The sequence below is a fragment of the Actinomycetota bacterium genome (assembly GCA_040755895.1).
Lineage (GTDB): Bacteria > Actinomycetota > Aquicultoria > Subteraquimicrobiales > Subteraquimicrobiaceae > Subteraquimicrobium.
In genome coordinates this window covers 1-16306 of sequence record JBFMAG010000146.1, presented here as the reverse complement: position 1 = coordinate 16306, position 16306 = coordinate 1, and the positions used below count along the sequence as shown (strand labels likewise).

Here is a 16306-nt window from a genome sequence, read left to right as displayed (position 1 = left end):
AAAAACCACAAAGGCCAGGAAGAGAAAAAGAATGAGGAATCCAAGGAGATTTTGGATGGCGAATATCGCCACGGCTAATGAAATTATTAGGCAAATCTTTACCCTGGGATCGAGGATGTGAACAACGGAATCCGCTGGATAATATTGTCCCATGCTTAAGGGCATCAAAGACTTCATCTCCGCCTCTCCTTAAAATATTTAAAAATGGCATCCCTTGCCTCTTCCACTTCAAATACATCTACAGGAACGTCTATCCCCTGATCTCTCAAAGCCCTGACCAGGGAGGTCACCTGAGGTACATCCAGTCCAATCCTTTTAAGCGTCACCGCCTCCAAAAATATTTTTCGAGGGATATCATCGAAGAGAATACTGCCCTCATTGAGCACGATTAATCTATCCACGAGGTGAGCAACTTCATCCATATTATGGGTGACCAGGACGATGGTCAGACCCTCCCGATGATGCAGATATTTCAGGCGAGACATTATCTCCTCCCGCCCTCTGGGATCCAGCCCAGAAGTGGGTTCATCCAAAATGAGAGCTTCGGGCTCCATGGCTAATACACCAGCTATCGCCACCCGTCGCATCTCGCCACCACTCAAGGAGAACGGAGACCTATCCTTAAAGAGATTGAAATCGAGCTCCACGAGTTCAAGGGCTTTTCTTACCCTTCGCTCGACTTCGGATTCGCTACAACCAAGATTTCGAGGTCCAAAGGCTATATCGTCGAAGACCGTTTCCTCAAAGAGTTGATTCTCTGGAAATTGGAAAACGAGTCCGATCTTTTGGCGCACCAAGTGGGGAGGTATGCCATCCTTTCCGATCTCCCTCCCATAGATTAAGACCTTTCCCTCAACTGGAGCTAGCAACCCATTAAAAAGCTGAATGAGGGTGGATTTACCGGAGCCCGTCGGTCCAATAATGCCCACAAATTCGCCTCTCTCTATGGACAAACTCACATCCCTCAAGGCTCTCTGCGCCAAAGGAGTACCTTCCATATAAGTGAAGCCAACATTGATCAATTCAATGAGCATAACGCATCCACCATTTCATCGACGGTGAGGATGGATTGAGGTATTTTGAGGCCCAATTTAACCAGACCTCTTGCTAAATCGGTCATGGGTGGAATGGTAACACCAGTGTGCCTCAACCCATGTACATCACTGAAGACCTCTCGAGGGCATCCATCCGAGATTATCCTGCCACCCTCCATTATCAGAAGCCGATTGGCGAAAACAGCTTCTTCAGGAAAATGAGTGATATGTATCACGGTTACCCCGTGCTCGGTGTTAAGACCCTTAAGAATTTCAATTATCTCCTTCCTTCCCAAGGGATCGAGCATCGATGTGGGTTCGTCTAAAACTAAATATTTTGGCATCATGGCCAGAACTCCAGCGATAGCAACCCGCTGCTTTTGTCCCGCTGAAAGGAGATGGGGCTCGTATCGAGCATATCTTGACATGCGAACCAAACTCAGAGCTCGATCGACCCTCCTCCGAATTTCATCGCGGGCAAGCCCCAGATTCTCCGGTCCAAAAGCGACATCCTCCTCGACTACCGTGGCCACGATCTGGTTCTCGGGATTTTGAAATATCATCCCCACTAGCTGCCTGATTCTCCAGAGGTTATCTGGGTCGTTAGTGGATAGATTCTCCACACTTACCTCTCCACTGGTGGGAATGAGGAGCCCATTGAGGAGTTTTGCCAGAGTCGATTTTCCAGAACCATTGGATCCGAGGATGGCGACAAATTCACCGGGTTGTATAGTCAAGTTTACATTGTGTAGGGCTATGATTTGATCCCTTCGTCCCGGATTGTATGTGTAGGTGAGGTTGGATATCTTAATCATGAGGACCTCTAAGCGACAAACATAAGGCAAAAGCCCTGCTTTTGCCCTAAAATATTTGTTGAAGATCATAAATAAATTAAAAATAAAAACGAAAAATGAATTTTAAATTTTTCATTTACTGGGCTATCGACTATGAGCTATCGTCTATGGACGACTTTTATACTAATTCCACTAAGACCATGGGCGCAGCATCCCCTTGACGGTGACCCAATTTGAGAATACGCGTATAACCACCTTGCCGCTCTTTGAAGCGGGGAGCTATCTCGGAGAAGATTTTATGAACGAGCTCTTTATCTTGGACGATGGCAAGCGCCTGTCGGCGCGCTTGGATGTCGCCCCTCTTAGCCAAGGTAACAATCTTGTCAACCAAGGGACAGACCTGTTTGGCGCGCAATTGAGTGGTCTTGATTCTCTCGTGTTTAAAAATCTCCGCCGCCAGGTTTCTTAAAATTGCTTCTCTATGAGTGGCATTTGCACCGAACTTTTTGGTCTTCTTCCGGTGTCTCATCGTACCTTAATCGCTCTCTTTTAAGGATAAATTCAGCTTAGCCAACTTGTCCTTGACCTCTTCAATGGACTTAGCTCCAAAATTCCTGATATTTAAGAGGTCTTCCTCGGTACACTGTATTAAGTGCTCTAAAGTATGGATTCCCTGCTTCTTGAGGCAATTATACGAACGGACCGAAAGATCAAGATCCTCTATGGGTGAAGTAAGGGTTGTATCCCTAACGGCTTCGCTGACCACAAATACGGGAGCTTCCTTTTTCTCGGGGGCTTGCTCCATGAATAGATTCATGTGCTCGTTGATGATTTTGGCCGCCAGGCTCATGGCTTCTTGGGGAGACATGCTTCCATTGGTCTCCACTTGTAGGGTGAGCCTGTCATAGTCTGTTCTGTAACCCACCCGCGTTGCCTCCACCGTATATGAAACCCTCTTTATCGGTGAAAATAGAGAATCGATGGGAATTACCCCTATGGGATCCGAGGGTTTCTTGTTGCGCTCCGCGGGAATGTATCCCCTCCCGGTTTCCACTGTCATTTCCATCTGCAGATGACCTTTTCTGTTAAGACTGGCAATATAAAGATCGGGGTTAACGATCTCCACTTCCGGAGGAGCGATGATATCGCTCGCTCTAACTTCCTTTGGACCCTTAACATCCAACCTCATGGTGGCCGGCTCTTCTGAATGTAACTTCAAAACGAGGTCCTTTAAATTGAGGGTGATTTCGGTGACGTCCTCTCGAACCCCAGGAATGGTCGAGAATTCGTGAGCCACGCCTTCTATCTTTATTCTTGTTATGGCGGCTCCAGGAAGTGAGGAGAGTAGTACCCTGCGCAAGGAATTTCCCAAAGTATATCCAAAACCTCGCTCCAAGGGTTCTAGGGAAAACCTTGCAACGCGATCGGATACCTCTTCCATCCTAATCTGAGGCTTAAGTATGTCTAGCATATATCTTCCTCTCCCCTACTCAGTTGGTATTTTCCCTAAATGAAATTTTTAAGTATGCTTACTTGGAATATAGCTCCACTATGAGTTTTTCATTGACTGGAACATCGATTTGATCGCGCTCAGGAAGGGAAAGAACCTTTCCTTTGAGATTTTCTATATCGACCTCCAGCCAGCCTGGCACGAGAGGTTTCGTGGAAGATTGTACACATTCTCTTATTCTCGCAACTTCCCTCCCCGCACGAACACTAATCACATCTCCCGGTTTTACCTGATAAGATGGGATATTAACCTTCCTGTCATTGACCATAAAATGCCCGTGCCTTACCATTTGTCGAGCTTCATTCCTCGAAGCTGCAAAACCCAAACGATAAATTACATTGTCCAACCTCAATTCCAAAAGCCGTAGGAGGTTTTCTCCGGTGACGCCCCTTCTTCCCACAGCCAAATCGTAGTACCTCTTGAACTGATTCTCCAGGATTCCATAAATTCGCTTGGCTTTTTGCTTTTCCCGAAGTTGAAGACCATATTCTGTTTCCTTAGGGCGCCTTCTTCCATGTTCGCCTGGGGGATATGGACGCCTCTCCATGGCACATTTGTCGGTGAGACATCGTTCACCCTTCAAAAAGAGCTTCTCATTTTCCCTCCGGCATATTTTGCACAGGGAACCGATGTATCTTGCCATATTTTTCTTCTCCTTTAAACTCTTCTCCGCTTTCGAGGTCGGCAGCCATTGTGGGGAACGGGAGTCACATCGATTATTCCGCAAACTTCCAAACCCGCTGCCTGAATTGCTCTAATAGCAGTTTCTCTACCGGATCCAGGTCCCTTGACTCGAACATCTACCTTCCTCATACCATGCTCACGAGCCTTCTTGGCAACCGTTTCGGCTGCCACTTGAGCAGCGAAGGGGGTACTCTTTTTGGTGCCCTTAAATCCTACGGTGCCGGCACTCTCCCAAACGATGGTGTTACCCTCCAAATCGCTAATGGTAATGACGGTATTATTGAAAGTCGATTTAATATGGGCAATACCGTGTGGGATATTTTTGCGTTCCTTACGCTTCAGTCGCTTTGTACCCTTTTTCTTCGCCATCTAATTCCCCCATTTCCTTCTCATTTAACAATGGATTTTCCGTGAACCCCCATGAATGGTGGACGATTTTACTTCTTACGCTTTACTCCAACGGTTTTCCTGGGACCTTTCCGGGTGCGGGCATTTGTATGAGTTCTTTGCCCTCTCACCGGGAGACCTCTTCTATGTCGGATTCCTCGATAGCATCCGATTTCCATTAACCTTCTTATATTTTGAGAAACCTCGCGTCGTAAATCCCCCTCTACCTTCAGATTCTTGTCTATGTGTTCCCTCAAGCTCGCTACCTCGTTCTCGGTGAGGTTGCGAACGCGAGTATCCGGATTTATGCCCGTGGCCTGCAAGATTCTCTTTGCAGTGGGCAAACCTATACCATAGATGTAGGTCAAGGCAATCTCAATTCTTTTCTCCCTTGGCAGATCCACACCAGCAATTCTCGCCACTTTTAACCTCCTATCCTGGTCGCAAGTCCTGTCACCTGCGACGGCTTGTTAGCCTTGCCGTTGCTTATGTCTGGGGTTCTCGCAGATAACAATAAGCTTCCCCTTGCGCTTGATTATTTTGCATTTCTCACACATCTTTTTAACCGATGGTCTCACCTTCAATCTCATTCACCTCAGTGATCCAAATGAGGAAGTGATTAACACTCATTGTCGAATGATAAATGTCGTACGTCGAACGCTTTTAAATTCAACATTCGTCGTTGGGGACATTCGACGAATCTCACTTAGTTGATTTCTCACTTATTTGAATCGATAAATTATTCTCCCCCGAGTGAGGTCGTAGGGAGAGAGTTCCACAATCACTCTATCCCCGGGAAGAATTTTAATGTAATGCATCCTCATCTTGCCCGAAATGTGAGCGAGAACCTTATGTCCGCTTTCGAGTTCAACTCGAAACATCGCATTGGGTAAAGTTTCGATTACCTTTCCCTCAACCTCGATAGCCTCTTCTTTCTTCACCATATCTCCCCATCCTTCTCAATAACAAAAGCATATTATAGCAAATAGCAAGTGAGCCGTCTATAAGGACGTCAGTACCAGCGGACCAACCTTAGTGATGGCTACGGTGTGCTCGAAGTGAGCTGATAAGCTACGATCGCGAGTGACGACTCCCCATTTATCGGGGAGTACTTCCACCTCGTGGCCACCAGCGTTCACCATTGGTTCTAGGGCAAATACCATGCCCTCCTCAAGACGAGGACCCTTTCCGGGGTGACCATAATTTGGGATTTGTGGATCCTCATGCATTGATCGCCCGATGCCATGTCCCACAAATTCTCGCACTACTGAATACCCTGCCCTTTCGGCAACGGTTTGAATAGCATGGGAGATATCATAAAGGTGATTTCCCACAACGCACCGAGATATTCCCACCTGTAAAGCTTCCCTAGCTACCTCTATTAATCTCGAAGCTTCTGAAGAAACCCTTCCCACGGGTAGGGTGATGGCCGCATCCCCATAAAAACTCTTATATTCTACGCCTATATCAATGCTTATGATATCTCCCTCCTTGAGCCTCCTGCAACTGGGAATGCCATGGACAACTCCTTCATTTATCGAAACACAAATTGCGGCGGGAAAACCTCGATATCCCTTGAAAGCCGGCTTTGCTCCTCTCTTCCTTATGAAGCCTTCGGCTATTTTATCCAGCTTAATGGTGCTTATTCCGGGCTTGACCGCTTTTTTTATCGCCTCCAGAGTTTGAGCCACAATGCGGCCTGCTTCATGCATAATCTCGATTTCTTCCATGGATTTACGGATTATCATCTTCTTCTTTAGAAGGACCAGTTTTACGACTTGGCGGACTAGTCTGCCCGCTAGAGCCTGGTTGTGGCAGGCGGGCCAAAGTTCTATCTATGAGGCTTGAGATATCCTTGAATACCTCACGGGCAGATTTTTTTCCTTTTATGGTTTGAAGTAATCCAGCCTTCCGATAATACGAGAGCAAAGGCTCTGTTTGTCTTCGGTGAACCCGCAATCTATTCCTAATGGTATCCACCATATCATCGCTGCGCTGATGGAGTTTATCTTCACATGCATCACAAATGCCTTTTTTCTTGGGTGGGTCGTAAATTAAATGATATACCTTACCACAACGCTGACAGGTACGTCTGAGGCTCAAACGACGAATTATCTCATCCTCCTCAACATCGATATTTAAAACCAAATCCAATCCCTTTCCCATTCCCTTAAGTACAGCTTTCAAGGCATCAGCCTGGACTGTTGTCCTGGGGAAACCATCTAAAATGAATCCTCGTTCACAATCATCCTTTGATAAACGGTCTTTTATGATTTCAATGACTATTTCATCGGGCACCAGTTCGCCTCGATCCATATACCTTTTTGCCTTCATGCCTAGGGGAGTTCCCTGACTAACCGCCTCCCGGAGTATATCTCCGGTTGAGATATGAGGGATACCATACCTTTCAGATATCATAACCGCTTGCGTTCCCTTGCCCGCGCCAGGCGGTCCCACTATCACGATATTCATCTATTCCCTTTCCAAAGGATGAAAATTCGATCAATAACAAGTGTTATAAATTACCAGTATCGAGTCGCATGTCGCAGATTTAATTTTTTCATGCAACCTGCAACTTGTAGCCTGCGGCTATTTCAGGAACCCTTCATAATGTCTCATGATGAGATGCGTTTCCACCTGCCGTACGGTCTCCAAAGCCACACCGACTATAATTAGGATGGAAATGCCTCCGAACTCCTTGAAAAATGGTATATTAAGTTGAGCCATGAAAATGGTAGGTAGAACGGCGATTAGAGCTAGGAAGAGAGCGCCGGGGAAAGTGATTCTGCTCAAGATTCGATCGAGATATGATGCCGTGGGTTTTCCAGGCCTTACACCCGGAATGAATCCTCCGTACTTTTTAATGTTATCCGATATATCTATGGGATTAAAGATTATGGCCGTATAAAAATAGGTGAAAAAGATGATGAATAAAGCAAACAAACTAAGATAAAAAGGAGAAGTGGGATTAAGGGTTTCGGCTAGACCTTTGAAGAGCTTACCAGGGAAAAATCTAGCTAAGGTTGCCGGGAAAAGCAGGACAGAAGCAGCAAAGATGATGGGGATAACCCCCGCGGAGTTAATCTTAAGGGGGATATATGTACTTTGTCCTCCGTAAATCCTCCTACCCACGATCCTCTTCGCATACTGTACCGGAATCCTCCGCTGACCACTTTCCGTAAATATTATTGCAGCAATCATGGCCAAAATTATGAACACCAAAAGAATAATGAGCAAGGGATTCACTATTTGAAAGGTTTCAATCGAGGCTTGAGGAAAGCGCGAAATTATACTGATGAAAATGAGTAACGACATGCCATTCCCGATGCCCTTTTGGGTTATTAGTTCACCAAGCCACATGATGATGATAGCCCCTGTGGTTAAAGTTATGACTATTAGAAATTTGGTGAGTAAGGGAAAGACTATTTTCAACTGACCTTGGAAGAAGAAGGTCAAACCTATGGATTGAACGAGGCATAAAAATAGGGTTAGATATCGAGTCCATTGAGTTATCTTCCTTCGTCCAATTTCCCCTTCCTTTGCCCATTCTTCAACCTTGGGGATAACCACTGTCAAGAGTTCCATGATAATGGCCGCCGTGATGTAAGGCATTATCCCTAGAGCAAAAACAGCAAATTCCGAAAGTGCTCCCCCGGCAAAGAGATCCATAAAGCCCAATATGCCGCCTTGCTTGAACAACTCCCTAATGACGCTAACATCCACACCGGGTACGGGTACATGGGCACCAAATCGATAAATCGCCAAAATACCAAAGGTGAATAAGATACGTCTCCTTAAATCGGGGACTTTAAAGGCATTTCTGATGGCTTCGATCATTGAACAACCTCCGCTTTTCCTCCCGCTTCCTCTATCTTCTTAACTGCCGTTTTGCTGAAGGAATGAGCGCGAACCGTAAGGGCTTTGGAGAGTTTTCCTTCACCCAATATCTTCACGGGTAAATTCCTCTTTTTGATCAATCCCCTCTCGAGCAACGCTTTAGGATCAATGACGGATTTATCCTCAAATACGTTGAGGGTTTCCACATTAACGATAGCATATTCCCGCTTGAAGGGATTCCTAAATCCCGGTAGCTTGGGTAGCCTCAGATACAAGGGATTTTGGCCTCCCTCAAAACCGGGTCTTATACTTCCTCCCGAGCGAGCTTTTTGACCCTTAGTCCCTCTTCCGGAGGTCTTTCCGTGACTCGACCCACGTCCTCGCCCTACTCTTTTTCCGCTCTTTATGGATCCCTTCGCAGGTCTAAGCTCATGCAGTTTCATTCATATATCCTCCAAGTATGTTGCTCGTCCCTATCAATCGCAGACATTGGTTCAGATTAAGCCATATTTTGTGTAGGGTATCCCGGAGAGTGCATCTGCGAGAACCGTTAAGCCCGACTTGTCGGGCAGCAGCTAGCACTCGGAAGAATGCCCCAAACTATACAAACAATATAAGTTTACCATGTGCGTAAACATTACACCTAGTCGTTAGAAAGAATGGCGGTGACTTGCGACTAGTCTATTTCCTCCACCTCTACTAGATGGCTAACTTTTTTTATCATGCCTCTTATCTCTGGTTTGTCCTCGTGTTCCACACTATGGCGAATTCGTTTTAAGCCAAGCGCTTTTATCGTTAGCCTCTGGTGTTTCGATCTTCCGACCAAACTTTTCACCTGAGTTATCCTAAGCCTTGGCACCCTTAACCTCCGACCGCAATAAGGCATCCGCCGATTTACCTCGAAGTTTGGCAACTTCTTCGGATATTTTTAAATTCTTTAGACCTTCTGCAGCTGCTTTCACCACATTAATGGGATTACTGGAACCTAAGGATTTTGTTAAAACATCCTTTACTCCTCCTAACTCGAGTAGTGCTCTTACCGGACCCCCGGCAATGATTCCAGTTCCCTCCGACGCCGGTTTCAAAAGCACCTCCCCGGCTCCAAAATGTCCTATGACTTTATGAGGTATGGTATTACCCACGAGAGGAACCTCAAACAAGTTTTTCTTTGCATTTTGAATGGCTTTAGAGATGGCCATGGGGACTTCGCTTGCTTTGCCAAGACCTACACCCACATGTCTCTGTCCATCACCCACTACGACCAAGGCGCTTAAATTGAATCTACGACCTCCCTTAACTACCTTGGCCACACGGTTGATGAAGACTACCTTTTCTTTTAACTCCAATTGATCTGGATCAATTTTTTGGGCCACTCTCTGCCTCCATTCGTTGCTCTTAAATGGTCACCGTTCACAGTAATTATATCTAGATAAAGCTCATATTTTTGTGTTTCGTATCTTAGTCATTCGAAGGAGAGGTAAGTGCTTAACCTCAACCTTCAACTAAGGTTTAAAATTTGAGACCCGCTTCGCGTGCCGCCTCTGCTAAAGCCTTCACCCTTCCATGATAAAGGTATCCTCCACGATCGAAAACCACCTCGCTTATTCCCTTAGCTAACGCTCGCTCTGCTATCAGATTCCCTACCAGGTTGGCAGCTTCCTTATTTCCACCACGCGATATTCCTTCCCTAATCTCAGGGTCGAGTGTTGAAGCACTCACCAGAGTTATTCCCCGAATATCGTCTATAATCTGCGCATAAATGTTCTTATTACTGCGATAAACGGAGAGTCTTGGCCGCTCGCTTGTGCCAAATATTTTCTTCCGTCCCCTTTTATGCCTCCTTATCCTGGCTAAAACTTTTTGAGCAGTCTCCCCCATATCCTCCCCACTCACACTATAAAAAACTCATAAAAGAGCGATTTTCGATTTTATTTGGCTGTCTTACCAACCTTTCTTCGAACGTGTTCACCCAGGTATCTGATCCCTTTCCCCTTGTATGGCTCGGGCTTACGGATAGCCCTTATTTGAGCGGCTACTTCACCAACCAGCTCCTTATCGGCTCCCTTAACCACGATCCTGGTTGGATGGGGAACTTCTATCTGAATACCTTCCGGTTTACGAAAGATCACTGGGTGCGAGAAACCAACCTGGAGTTCCAGGTGATCTCCCTTTTTAATAGCGCGATAGCCCACGCCCTCTATCTCCAGGGTCTTCTCAAATCCTGAGCTTACCCCAGTTATCATGTTAGCAATTAAAGTTCTGGTTAAACCGTGGAGAGATTTATGCAACCTGTTATCGGATGGTCTCTTGACCAGTATCTTATTGTCCTCCTTTTTTATCGTCAGAGCACTGTAGAAAGTTTTGCTAAGTTCCCCCTTGGGGCCTTTCACCCTAACCGTGGAACCCTCGATTTGAACTTCCACACTCCCTGGTATTATGATGGGTTTCTTCCCAACCCTCGACATTTCACCCTCCATCATTTTTACCACACATAACAAATGACCTCTCCGCCCACTCCTTCTTTCTTGGCCTGTTTATCGGTCATAAGTCCTTTAGGGGTGGAGATAATGGCGATTCCTAACCCTCCGAGTACCCTTGGAATCTCATCTTTTTTAGCGTAAACCCTCAAACCGGGCTTACTTATCCTCTTAATTCCAGTGATTGGTCGCTCTCGATTTGGACCATAACGCATTTTTATGCGAAGGACATTGTGGCTATTGTCCTTTGCGACTTCATATTCTTTGATATAACCCTCTTTTTTGAGGATCTCCGCGATTTCGATCTTCACTTTTGAGGCGGGCATTTCCACCACCTCATGATAAGCGATATTTGCATTTCGAATTCTGGTCAGCATATCAGCGATGGGATCGGTCATCATATCAAATGCCCCCCAATTTACTGGTTTACCAACTAGCTTTGATGAGTCCGGTGATCTCCCCTTTGTGAGCGAGTTCTCTCAAACAAATCCTACAAAGCCCGAACTTCCTAAAATAGCCACGGGATCTCCCGCATCTAACACATCTGTTATATTCTCGAACTTTGTATTTTTGCTTCTTGCGCTGTTTAACTACAAGTGCCTTGCGAGCCAATTTTTCCTCCCAAATAATTCATTTCTCTCTAAAAGGTAGACCAAAATGTTTGAGCAGAGCATATGCCAATTCATCATTCCCGGCTGTGGTTACCAGAGTGATATCCATTCCTTGAATCCTCGTAACTTTATCGTAATCGACCTCTGGAAAGATCAACTGCTCATCAACGCCAAATGTATAATTACCCCGTCCGTCAAAGGATCGTCGATTGAGCCCACGGAAATCTCTGATCCGGGGCAAAGCTGTGGTCAAAAGTCGATCCAAAAAATCATACATCTTATTGCCACGAAGAGTAACTTTACAGCCAACTGGAACCCCCTTGCGAATCTTAAAGCCAGCGATGGATTTCTTAGCCCGCGTGATCATCGGTTTCTGCCCGGTTATGGTTACGAGATCCTCCGCTGCAGCCTCAATAGCCTTTGCATCCTTCGCTCCCTCTCCCACACCCATGTTGATGACGATTTTCTCCAAGCGAGGGACATGCATAGGATTGGAAAAATTAAATTCCTTCATCAAGGCACTCACGATTTCTTCCCTATATTTCCGCTTGAGCCTAGGGATTTGCTCCCCGCTTATTTTCTCCGCAACTTCCCTTTTCTCTCCTTTTGCCTTCTCTTTCGTCTTTGCCTTCGCCATCTTTACTCCTCACTACGCTCACCGTTATTCGTTCACCGTTCACTGTACTTAAAATTTCGATGAACTAAACTTAAACTTTATCTATATCCTGTCCACACTTCTTGCAAATTCTAACCCTTTTACCTTCTGAAACTTCTCTTTTGCCAATGCGAGTGGGTTGACCACAATTGGGACATATTAGTTGAACGTTGGAAACGTGAATTGCGTTCTCTTTCTCAATGATCCCTCCTTGAGGGTTTCTCTGCGTGGGACGGGTATGCCTTTTAACCACGTTCACACCTTCCACAATAACCCGCTCTCTCTTGGGTAAAGCGACGAGTACCTTACCCTTTTTCCCCTTATCTTTGCCAGCTATCACCAACACTTTGTCACCCTTTTTTACTTTTAATCTAACCATTTTTTTCTCCTCGTTCCCTGTTTATCATTCGCTTCACTGTATTGCAGAAAGGTTTCCGTAACTGTGAACTGTCCATCGCATTTAAAGGACTTCGGGGGCTAAAGAGATAATCTTCATGAAGTTTTTGTCCCTCAACTCTCGAGCCACTGGTCCAAAAATTCTTGTACCCCGAGGATTTTTGAGTTCGTTTATGAGCACTACCGCATTATCATCAAATTTCACATAAGAACCGTCGGGGCGCCTCGTCTCCTTTCTGGTCCGGACCACCACAGCTTGTACGATTTCACCTTTCTTGACGGCTCCCCCGGGAATTGCATCCTTTACACTTCCCACTATGATATCTCCAACCCGGGCATATCTTCGGGCCGAGCCACCAAGGACCCTAATGCACTGTATTTCTTTGGCTCCGGTATTATCCGTGACCTTGACCTTTGTTTCCTGCTGAATCATCTTATACCCGCTGTCCAAAGTCGAAAGTCCTACGTCGAATGCAAGATTTTTTACATCTCATTCGTCATTCGACTACATGCTATCGACGGTTTTACTTGGCTTTCTCCAAAATGGAAACCACACGCCATCTCTTCTCCTTACTTAAGGGTCTGGTTTCCATTATTTTCACAACATCTCCAACACGACACTCGTTGTTTTCATCGTGAGCTTTGAATTTAGTCGTTCGTCTCATGATCTTTTTATACAGTGGATGCCGCACAATGGATTCGACGGCGACAACAACGGTCTTATCCATCTTATCGCTCACTACCTTCCCGACTCTCACCTTTCTCTTGCCTCGATTTTCCATGGTTACCTCCAAAATCCGTTAATAATGCAAGCCCATGGTTAATCAATCCATGATCCACGATTGTTGTTTCCCGCACAGAGTTAAAGTTCACCTTTAAATAAAAAATTCAAAGTGAAAAATGAAAAAGTTCTCTCTCCCTTTTGATGGTTTTAATTCGGGCTATATTTCTTCGCACTTCCCTTATTTTCATGGGATTATCGAGCTGGCCCGTGGCTAACTGGAATCGAAGATTAAATAGTTCGGCTTTTGCCTCACTCAATTTTTGTTCCAACTCTTCATCGGAGAGCTCACGGATGTCTTTAGCCTTCATGCTCACCACCCCATTCCTCGCGCCTTACCATCCTAGTTTTGATGGGGAGCTTATGTGAAGCTAATCGCATGGCTTCGGTCGCCACATCCTCGCTAACCCCGGCAAGCTCAAACATGATTTTCCCCGGTTTGACCACAGCCACCCAGTGCTCAGGCGATCCCTTGCCTTTACCCATTCTGGTTTCAGCAGGTTTCTCCGTCACTGGTTTGTCTGGAAAGATGTTGATCCAGACCTTACCTCCTCGCTTTATATACCTCGTCAAAGCGATTCGGGCGGCTTCGATTTGTCGATTCGTTATCCAGCCTGGTTCCGAAGCTTGGAGTCCGAAATCACCGAAATGTACGACCGTACCTCCCTTTGCCCTCCCCTTCATTCTCCCCCTTTGAACCTTGCGATGCTTTACTCTCCGCGGTAGAAGCATCTAAGCCTCCTCTTTCGTCGATTCTTTCTTTTTCTTCTTAGTTTCCTTCTTCTCGGTTTCCCTCTTCTTTTCAGCCTCAGACGCTGACTTTGCTGGTACCTCTTCGACCGCTTCCTCCTTCTTGGGCTTCACTTCCTCCACTTCCTCCACTTCTTCCTCAGCATAGGGTAAAACGTCTCCCTTATAAATCCAAACCTTCACACCAATGAGTCCAAAGGTGGTATGGGCTTCTGCAAAACCGTAGTCGATACTCGCACGTAAAGTATGGAGGGGTACCCTTCCCTCGCGATACCACTCCGTTCTCGCCATCTCCGCTCCACCCAATCTTCCCGAGCACGAAACTTTGACACCCTGAGCACCAGCTCTCATGGCAGCCGTTACGGCTCTTTTCATGGCTCTTCTGAAGGAAACTCGAGCTTCAAGCTGCTCTGCTATACTCTGAGCCACAAGGGTCGCATCCAGCTCGGGTGCTCTGACTTCCTGGATATTTATCTGGATCTGCTTCCCGATTATCTTCTCCAAATCCGCCCGAAGGAGTTCCACTTCAGAGCCCTTCCTGCCTATGACGATACCCGGTCTCGCCGTATGGATATCGATCTTAACCCTATCTCCAGCTCGTTCCATTTCGATCTTAGAAATGCCGGCTCGAGATAGCTTCCCTTGAATGTGCTGGCGTATCTTTAGATCCTCCTCCAAAGCTCTTGCATAGTCCTTACTGGCAAACCAGCGAGACCTCCAATTTTCAATTATTCCTAGTCTTAAACCTATGGGATTAACCTTTTGCCCCACGTCTCAGTACCTCCTCACGTTCTTGAACAACTATGGTGATATGGCTGGTTTTTCTTCGAATCATCGCCACTCTACCCATAGCCCTTGGTCGATATCTCTTAAGGGCTGGACCCTGGTCAACATAGGCCTCAGAAATATACAAATTGGCCCTCCTTAAATGCAAGTTTCTTTCCGCATTTGCCATGGCTGAATTCACAACCTTTGAAACTATTTTTGCTGCAGCTTTGGGGCAAAATTGAAGGATCGTCAAAGCCTCTTCAACGGGTTTACCTCTGATCAAATCGACTACCTGCCGAGTTTTTCTAGGACTTACTCGGATATACCTCGCAACGGCTCTAGCCCTTGGGGTCTCTTCAATTACCGCCCTCTTAGGCACCCTAACCTCCTCCAAATTGGTTCACAGTTCACCGTTCTCATGGTTTGTTGGTTTGTTATATATAACCTCCTGAATAGTTGCACATAAACCTTCAGGCTGAGTCTCAGAACGAATCGCTAAACAGTGCAAACGAACCACCGGGTGAACAAAGAACGTTATCTGATGGCCGTTGATCTTTCGGTATGAGCTCCATGGGTTCTAAAGATCCTCGTAGGTGCGAACTCACCCAGCTTATGTCCAATCATACTCTCCGTTATATAAATTGGGACGTGCTTCCTACCATCGTGAACGGCAATGGTATGGCCAACCATCTCGGGAATGATATCAGAATCCCGAGACCAGGTCTTTATCACCCTTTTCTCACCCTTCTCGTTCATCTCTTTGATTTTCTTCAAGAGCTTGGGATCTGTATAAGACCCCTTCTTTCGCGATCTAGCCATATTCTCCCCTTTGAAATTATCCTTTCCTCCTCCGAATGATGTATTTATCTGAGGGCTTTTTCTTTCTGGTTTTATATCCCAGTGTGGGCTTCCCCCAAGGAGTTACGGGTTGGCGACCAATGGGGGCTTTCCCCTCCCCACCACCATGGGGATGATCCACGGGGTTCATGGCGCTTCCGCGAACGGCGGGTCTTTTGCCCAACCATCTACCACGTCCAGCTTTTCCCAAGGATACGATCTCATGCTCCACATTACCCACCTCGCCAATGGTAGCTCGGCAACTTTGGTGGATCATCCTTATCTCCCCGGAGGGAAGCTTTAATTGAGCATAATCCCCCTCCTTGGCGACTATCTGGGCAAAGGTACCCGCAGAGCGTGCCAACTGGGCTCCTTTCCCGGAATAAATTTCGATATTGTGGACGCTTGTTCCCACGGGAATTTTATGAAGCGGTAGGGCATTCCCCGGCTTTATATCCGCATCTGATCCGGACATAACCTCGTCCCCAATTTTAAGATTTTGAGGGGCAAGGATATATCTCTTCTCGCCATCCGCATAATGTAATAGGGCTATTCGAGCAGATCTATTTGGATCGTACTCGATGGCTACGACCTTTGCAGGAATTCCATCCTTATCTCTCTTGAAATCAATAATCCTATATCTTCTCTTGTGACCGCCCCCCTTGTGTCGAGTCGTTATTCGGCCATGAACATTTCTTCCAGCCTTCTTTGAAAGAGGAGCGGTGAGAGACTTCTCCGGCTTCTCCTTAGTTACCTCCTGAAAATCAGAGACTATGGTAAATCTT

29 protein-coding genes are annotated in these 16306 nt (G+C 46.2%); all 29 read right to left on the bottom strand.

Annotation, left to right across the window (positions count from 1 at the left end; translation table 11 throughout):
- Nucleotides 1-173: 173 nt before the first annotated feature.
- Nucleotides 174-1034: an energy-coupling factor transporter ATPase gene (locus tag AB1466_06995; protein ID MEW6189831.1), complete on the bottom strand. Its 861-nt coding sequence runs from the start codon at nt 1032-1034 to the stop codon at nt 174-176.
- Nucleotides 1019-1849 (bottom strand): energy-coupling factor transporter ATPase, encoded by an 831-nt coding sequence (locus tag AB1466_06990; GenBank protein ID MEW6189830.1) that lies wholly within the window; start codon nt 1847-1849, stop codon nt 1019-1021. The genes AB1466_06995 and AB1466_06990 overlap by 16 nt, the downstream gene beginning before the upstream one ends.
- A 157-nt stretch (nt 1850-2006) precedes the next feature.
- Complete coding sequence (gene rplQ / locus AB1466_06985) at nt 2007-2357, bottom strand: 50S ribosomal protein L17 (GenBank protein ID MEW6189829.1); 351 nt, start codon at nt 2355-2357, stop codon at nt 2007-2009.
- A gap of 6 nt (nt 2358-2363) precedes the next feature.
- On the bottom strand, nt 2364-3299 hold the full coding sequence (locus tag AB1466_06980; GenBank protein ID MEW6189828.1) for a DNA-directed RNA polymerase subunit alpha: 936 nt from the start codon (nt 3297-3299) through the stop codon (nt 2364-2366).
- Nucleotides 3300-3357: 58 nt separating this feature from the next.
- Nucleotides 3358-3981 carry a 30S ribosomal protein S4 gene (gene rpsD, locus AB1466_06975; GenBank protein MEW6189827.1) on the bottom strand — a complete coding sequence of 208 codons (624 nt, stop codon included), beginning with the start codon at nt 3979-3981 and terminating at the stop codon, nt 3358-3360.
- 14 nt (nt 3982-3995) lie between these two features.
- Nucleotides 3996-4391: a 30S ribosomal protein S11 gene (gene rpsK, locus AB1466_06970; protein MEW6189826.1), complete on the bottom strand. Its 396-nt coding sequence runs from the start codon at nt 4389-4391 to the stop codon at nt 3996-3998.
- Between the two features lie 68 nt (nt 4392-4459).
- Entirely contained in the window at nt 4460-4831 is a 372-nt protein-coding gene (rpsM, locus tag AB1466_06965) for a 30S ribosomal protein S13 (GenBank protein ID MEW6189825.1), read from the bottom strand.
- A gap of 48 nt (nt 4832-4879) precedes the next feature.
- Nucleotides 4880-4993 (bottom strand): 50S ribosomal protein L36, encoded by a 114-nt coding sequence (gene rpmJ, locus AB1466_06960; protein MEW6189824.1) that lies wholly within the window; start codon nt 4991-4993, stop codon nt 4880-4882.
- A gap of 138 nt (nt 4994-5131) precedes the next feature.
- Complete coding sequence (gene infA / locus AB1466_06955; protein ID MEW6189823.1) at nt 5132-5353, bottom strand: translation initiation factor IF-1; 222 nt, start codon at nt 5351-5353, stop codon at nt 5132-5134.
- 57 nt (nt 5354-5410) lie between these two features.
- Nucleotides 5411-6157, bottom strand: a complete 747-nt coding sequence (gene map / locus AB1466_06950) for a type I methionyl aminopeptidase (protein MEW6189822.1) — start codon at nt 6155-6157, stop codon at nt 5411-5413.
- Complete coding sequence (locus AB1466_06945) at nt 6144-6881, bottom strand: adenylate kinase (protein MEW6189821.1); 738 nt, start codon at nt 6879-6881, stop codon at nt 6144-6146. The genes map and AB1466_06945 overlap by 14 nt, the downstream gene beginning before the upstream one ends.
- A 117-nt stretch (nt 6882-6998) precedes the next feature.
- Nucleotides 6999-8246 (bottom strand): preprotein translocase subunit SecY, encoded by a 1248-nt coding sequence (secY, locus tag AB1466_06940; GenBank protein MEW6189820.1) that lies wholly within the window; start codon nt 8244-8246, stop codon nt 6999-7001.
- Nucleotides 8243-8689: a 50S ribosomal protein L15 gene (rplO, locus tag AB1466_06935; GenBank protein MEW6189819.1), complete on the bottom strand. Its 447-nt coding sequence runs from the start codon at nt 8687-8689 to the stop codon at nt 8243-8245. Before rplO ends, secY begins: the two co-directional genes overlap by 4 nt.
- A 233-nt stretch (nt 8690-8922) precedes the next feature.
- The gene (gene rpmD, locus AB1466_06930; GenBank protein ID MEW6189818.1) at nt 8923-9105 is read right to left on the bottom strand and encodes a 50S ribosomal protein L30; all 183 of its coding nucleotides are present in this window, start codon (nt 9103-9105) and stop codon (nt 8923-8925) included.
- A complete protein-coding gene (gene rpsE / locus AB1466_06925; GenBank protein MEW6189817.1) occupies nt 9092-9619 on the bottom strand; it encodes a 30S ribosomal protein S5 in 528 nt (175 codons plus the stop codon). The genes rpmD and rpsE overlap by 14 nt, the downstream gene beginning before the upstream one ends.
- Nucleotides 9620-9755: 136 nt before the next feature.
- Nucleotides 9756-10124, bottom strand: coding sequence for a 50S ribosomal protein L18 (rplR, locus tag AB1466_06920; protein MEW6189816.1), 369 nt, complete (start codon nt 10122-10124; stop codon nt 9756-9758).
- 50 nt (nt 10125-10174) lie between these two features.
- Nucleotides 10175-10711: a 50S ribosomal protein L6 gene (gene rplF / locus AB1466_06915; GenBank protein MEW6189815.1), complete on the bottom strand. Its 537-nt coding sequence runs from the start codon at nt 10709-10711 to the stop codon at nt 10175-10177.
- A gap of 17 nt (nt 10712-10728) precedes the next feature.
- Nucleotides 10729-11124, bottom strand: coding sequence for a 30S ribosomal protein S8 (gene rpsH / locus AB1466_06910; GenBank protein ID MEW6189814.1), 396 nt, complete (start codon nt 11122-11124; stop codon nt 10729-10731).
- Between the two features lie 25 nt (nt 11125-11149).
- Nucleotides 11150-11335: a type Z 30S ribosomal protein S14 gene (locus tag AB1466_06905; GenBank protein ID MEW6189813.1), complete on the bottom strand. Its 186-nt coding sequence runs from the start codon at nt 11333-11335 to the stop codon at nt 11150-11152.
- A gap of 18 nt (nt 11336-11353) precedes the next feature.
- Nucleotides 11354-11896, bottom strand: coding sequence for a 50S ribosomal protein L5 (rplE, locus tag AB1466_06900; protein ID MEW6189812.1), 543 nt, complete (start codon nt 11894-11896; stop codon nt 11354-11356).
- A 145-nt stretch (nt 11897-12041) separates the two neighbouring features.
- Nucleotides 12042-12368 (bottom strand): 50S ribosomal protein L24, encoded by a 327-nt coding sequence (rplX, locus tag AB1466_06895; GenBank protein MEW6189811.1) that lies wholly within the window; start codon nt 12366-12368, stop codon nt 12042-12044.
- Between the two features lie 81 nt (nt 12369-12449).
- Nucleotides 12450-12818, bottom strand: coding sequence for a 50S ribosomal protein L14 (gene rplN, locus AB1466_06890; GenBank protein MEW6189810.1), 369 nt, complete (start codon nt 12816-12818; stop codon nt 12450-12452).
- Nucleotides 12819-12909: 91 nt separating this feature from the next.
- Nucleotides 12910-13167: a 30S ribosomal protein S17 gene (rpsQ, locus tag AB1466_06885; GenBank protein ID MEW6189809.1), complete on the bottom strand. Its 258-nt coding sequence runs from the start codon at nt 13165-13167 to the stop codon at nt 12910-12912.
- 106 nt (nt 13168-13273) lie between these two features.
- Entirely contained in the window at nt 13274-13477 is a 204-nt protein-coding gene (gene rpmC / locus AB1466_06880) for a 50S ribosomal protein L29 (GenBank protein MEW6189808.1), read from the bottom strand.
- Nucleotides 13467-13898, bottom strand: a complete 432-nt coding sequence (gene rplP / locus AB1466_06875) for a 50S ribosomal protein L16 (GenBank protein ID MEW6189807.1) — start codon at nt 13896-13898, stop codon at nt 13467-13469. Before rplP ends, rpmC begins: the two co-directional genes overlap by 11 nt.
- The gene (gene rpsC / locus AB1466_06870) at nt 13899-14687 is read right to left on the bottom strand and encodes a 30S ribosomal protein S3 (protein ID MEW6189806.1); all 789 of its coding nucleotides are present in this window, start codon (nt 14685-14687) and stop codon (nt 13899-13901) included.
- On the bottom strand, nt 14671-15063 hold the full coding sequence (gene rplV / locus AB1466_06865; protein MEW6189805.1) for a 50S ribosomal protein L22: 393 nt from the start codon (nt 15061-15063) through the stop codon (nt 14671-14673). The genes rpsC and rplV overlap by 17 nt, the downstream gene beginning before the upstream one ends.
- A gap of 155 nt (nt 15064-15218) precedes the next feature.
- Nucleotides 15219-15503: a 30S ribosomal protein S19 gene (gene rpsS, locus AB1466_06860; GenBank protein MEW6189804.1), complete on the bottom strand. Its 285-nt coding sequence runs from the start codon at nt 15501-15503 to the stop codon at nt 15219-15221.
- A gap of 16 nt (nt 15504-15519) precedes the next feature.
- Nucleotides 15520-16306 (bottom strand): 50S ribosomal protein L2 (gene rplB / locus AB1466_06855; protein ID MEW6189803.1); only part of this gene is annotated, 787 nt, incomplete at its 5' end.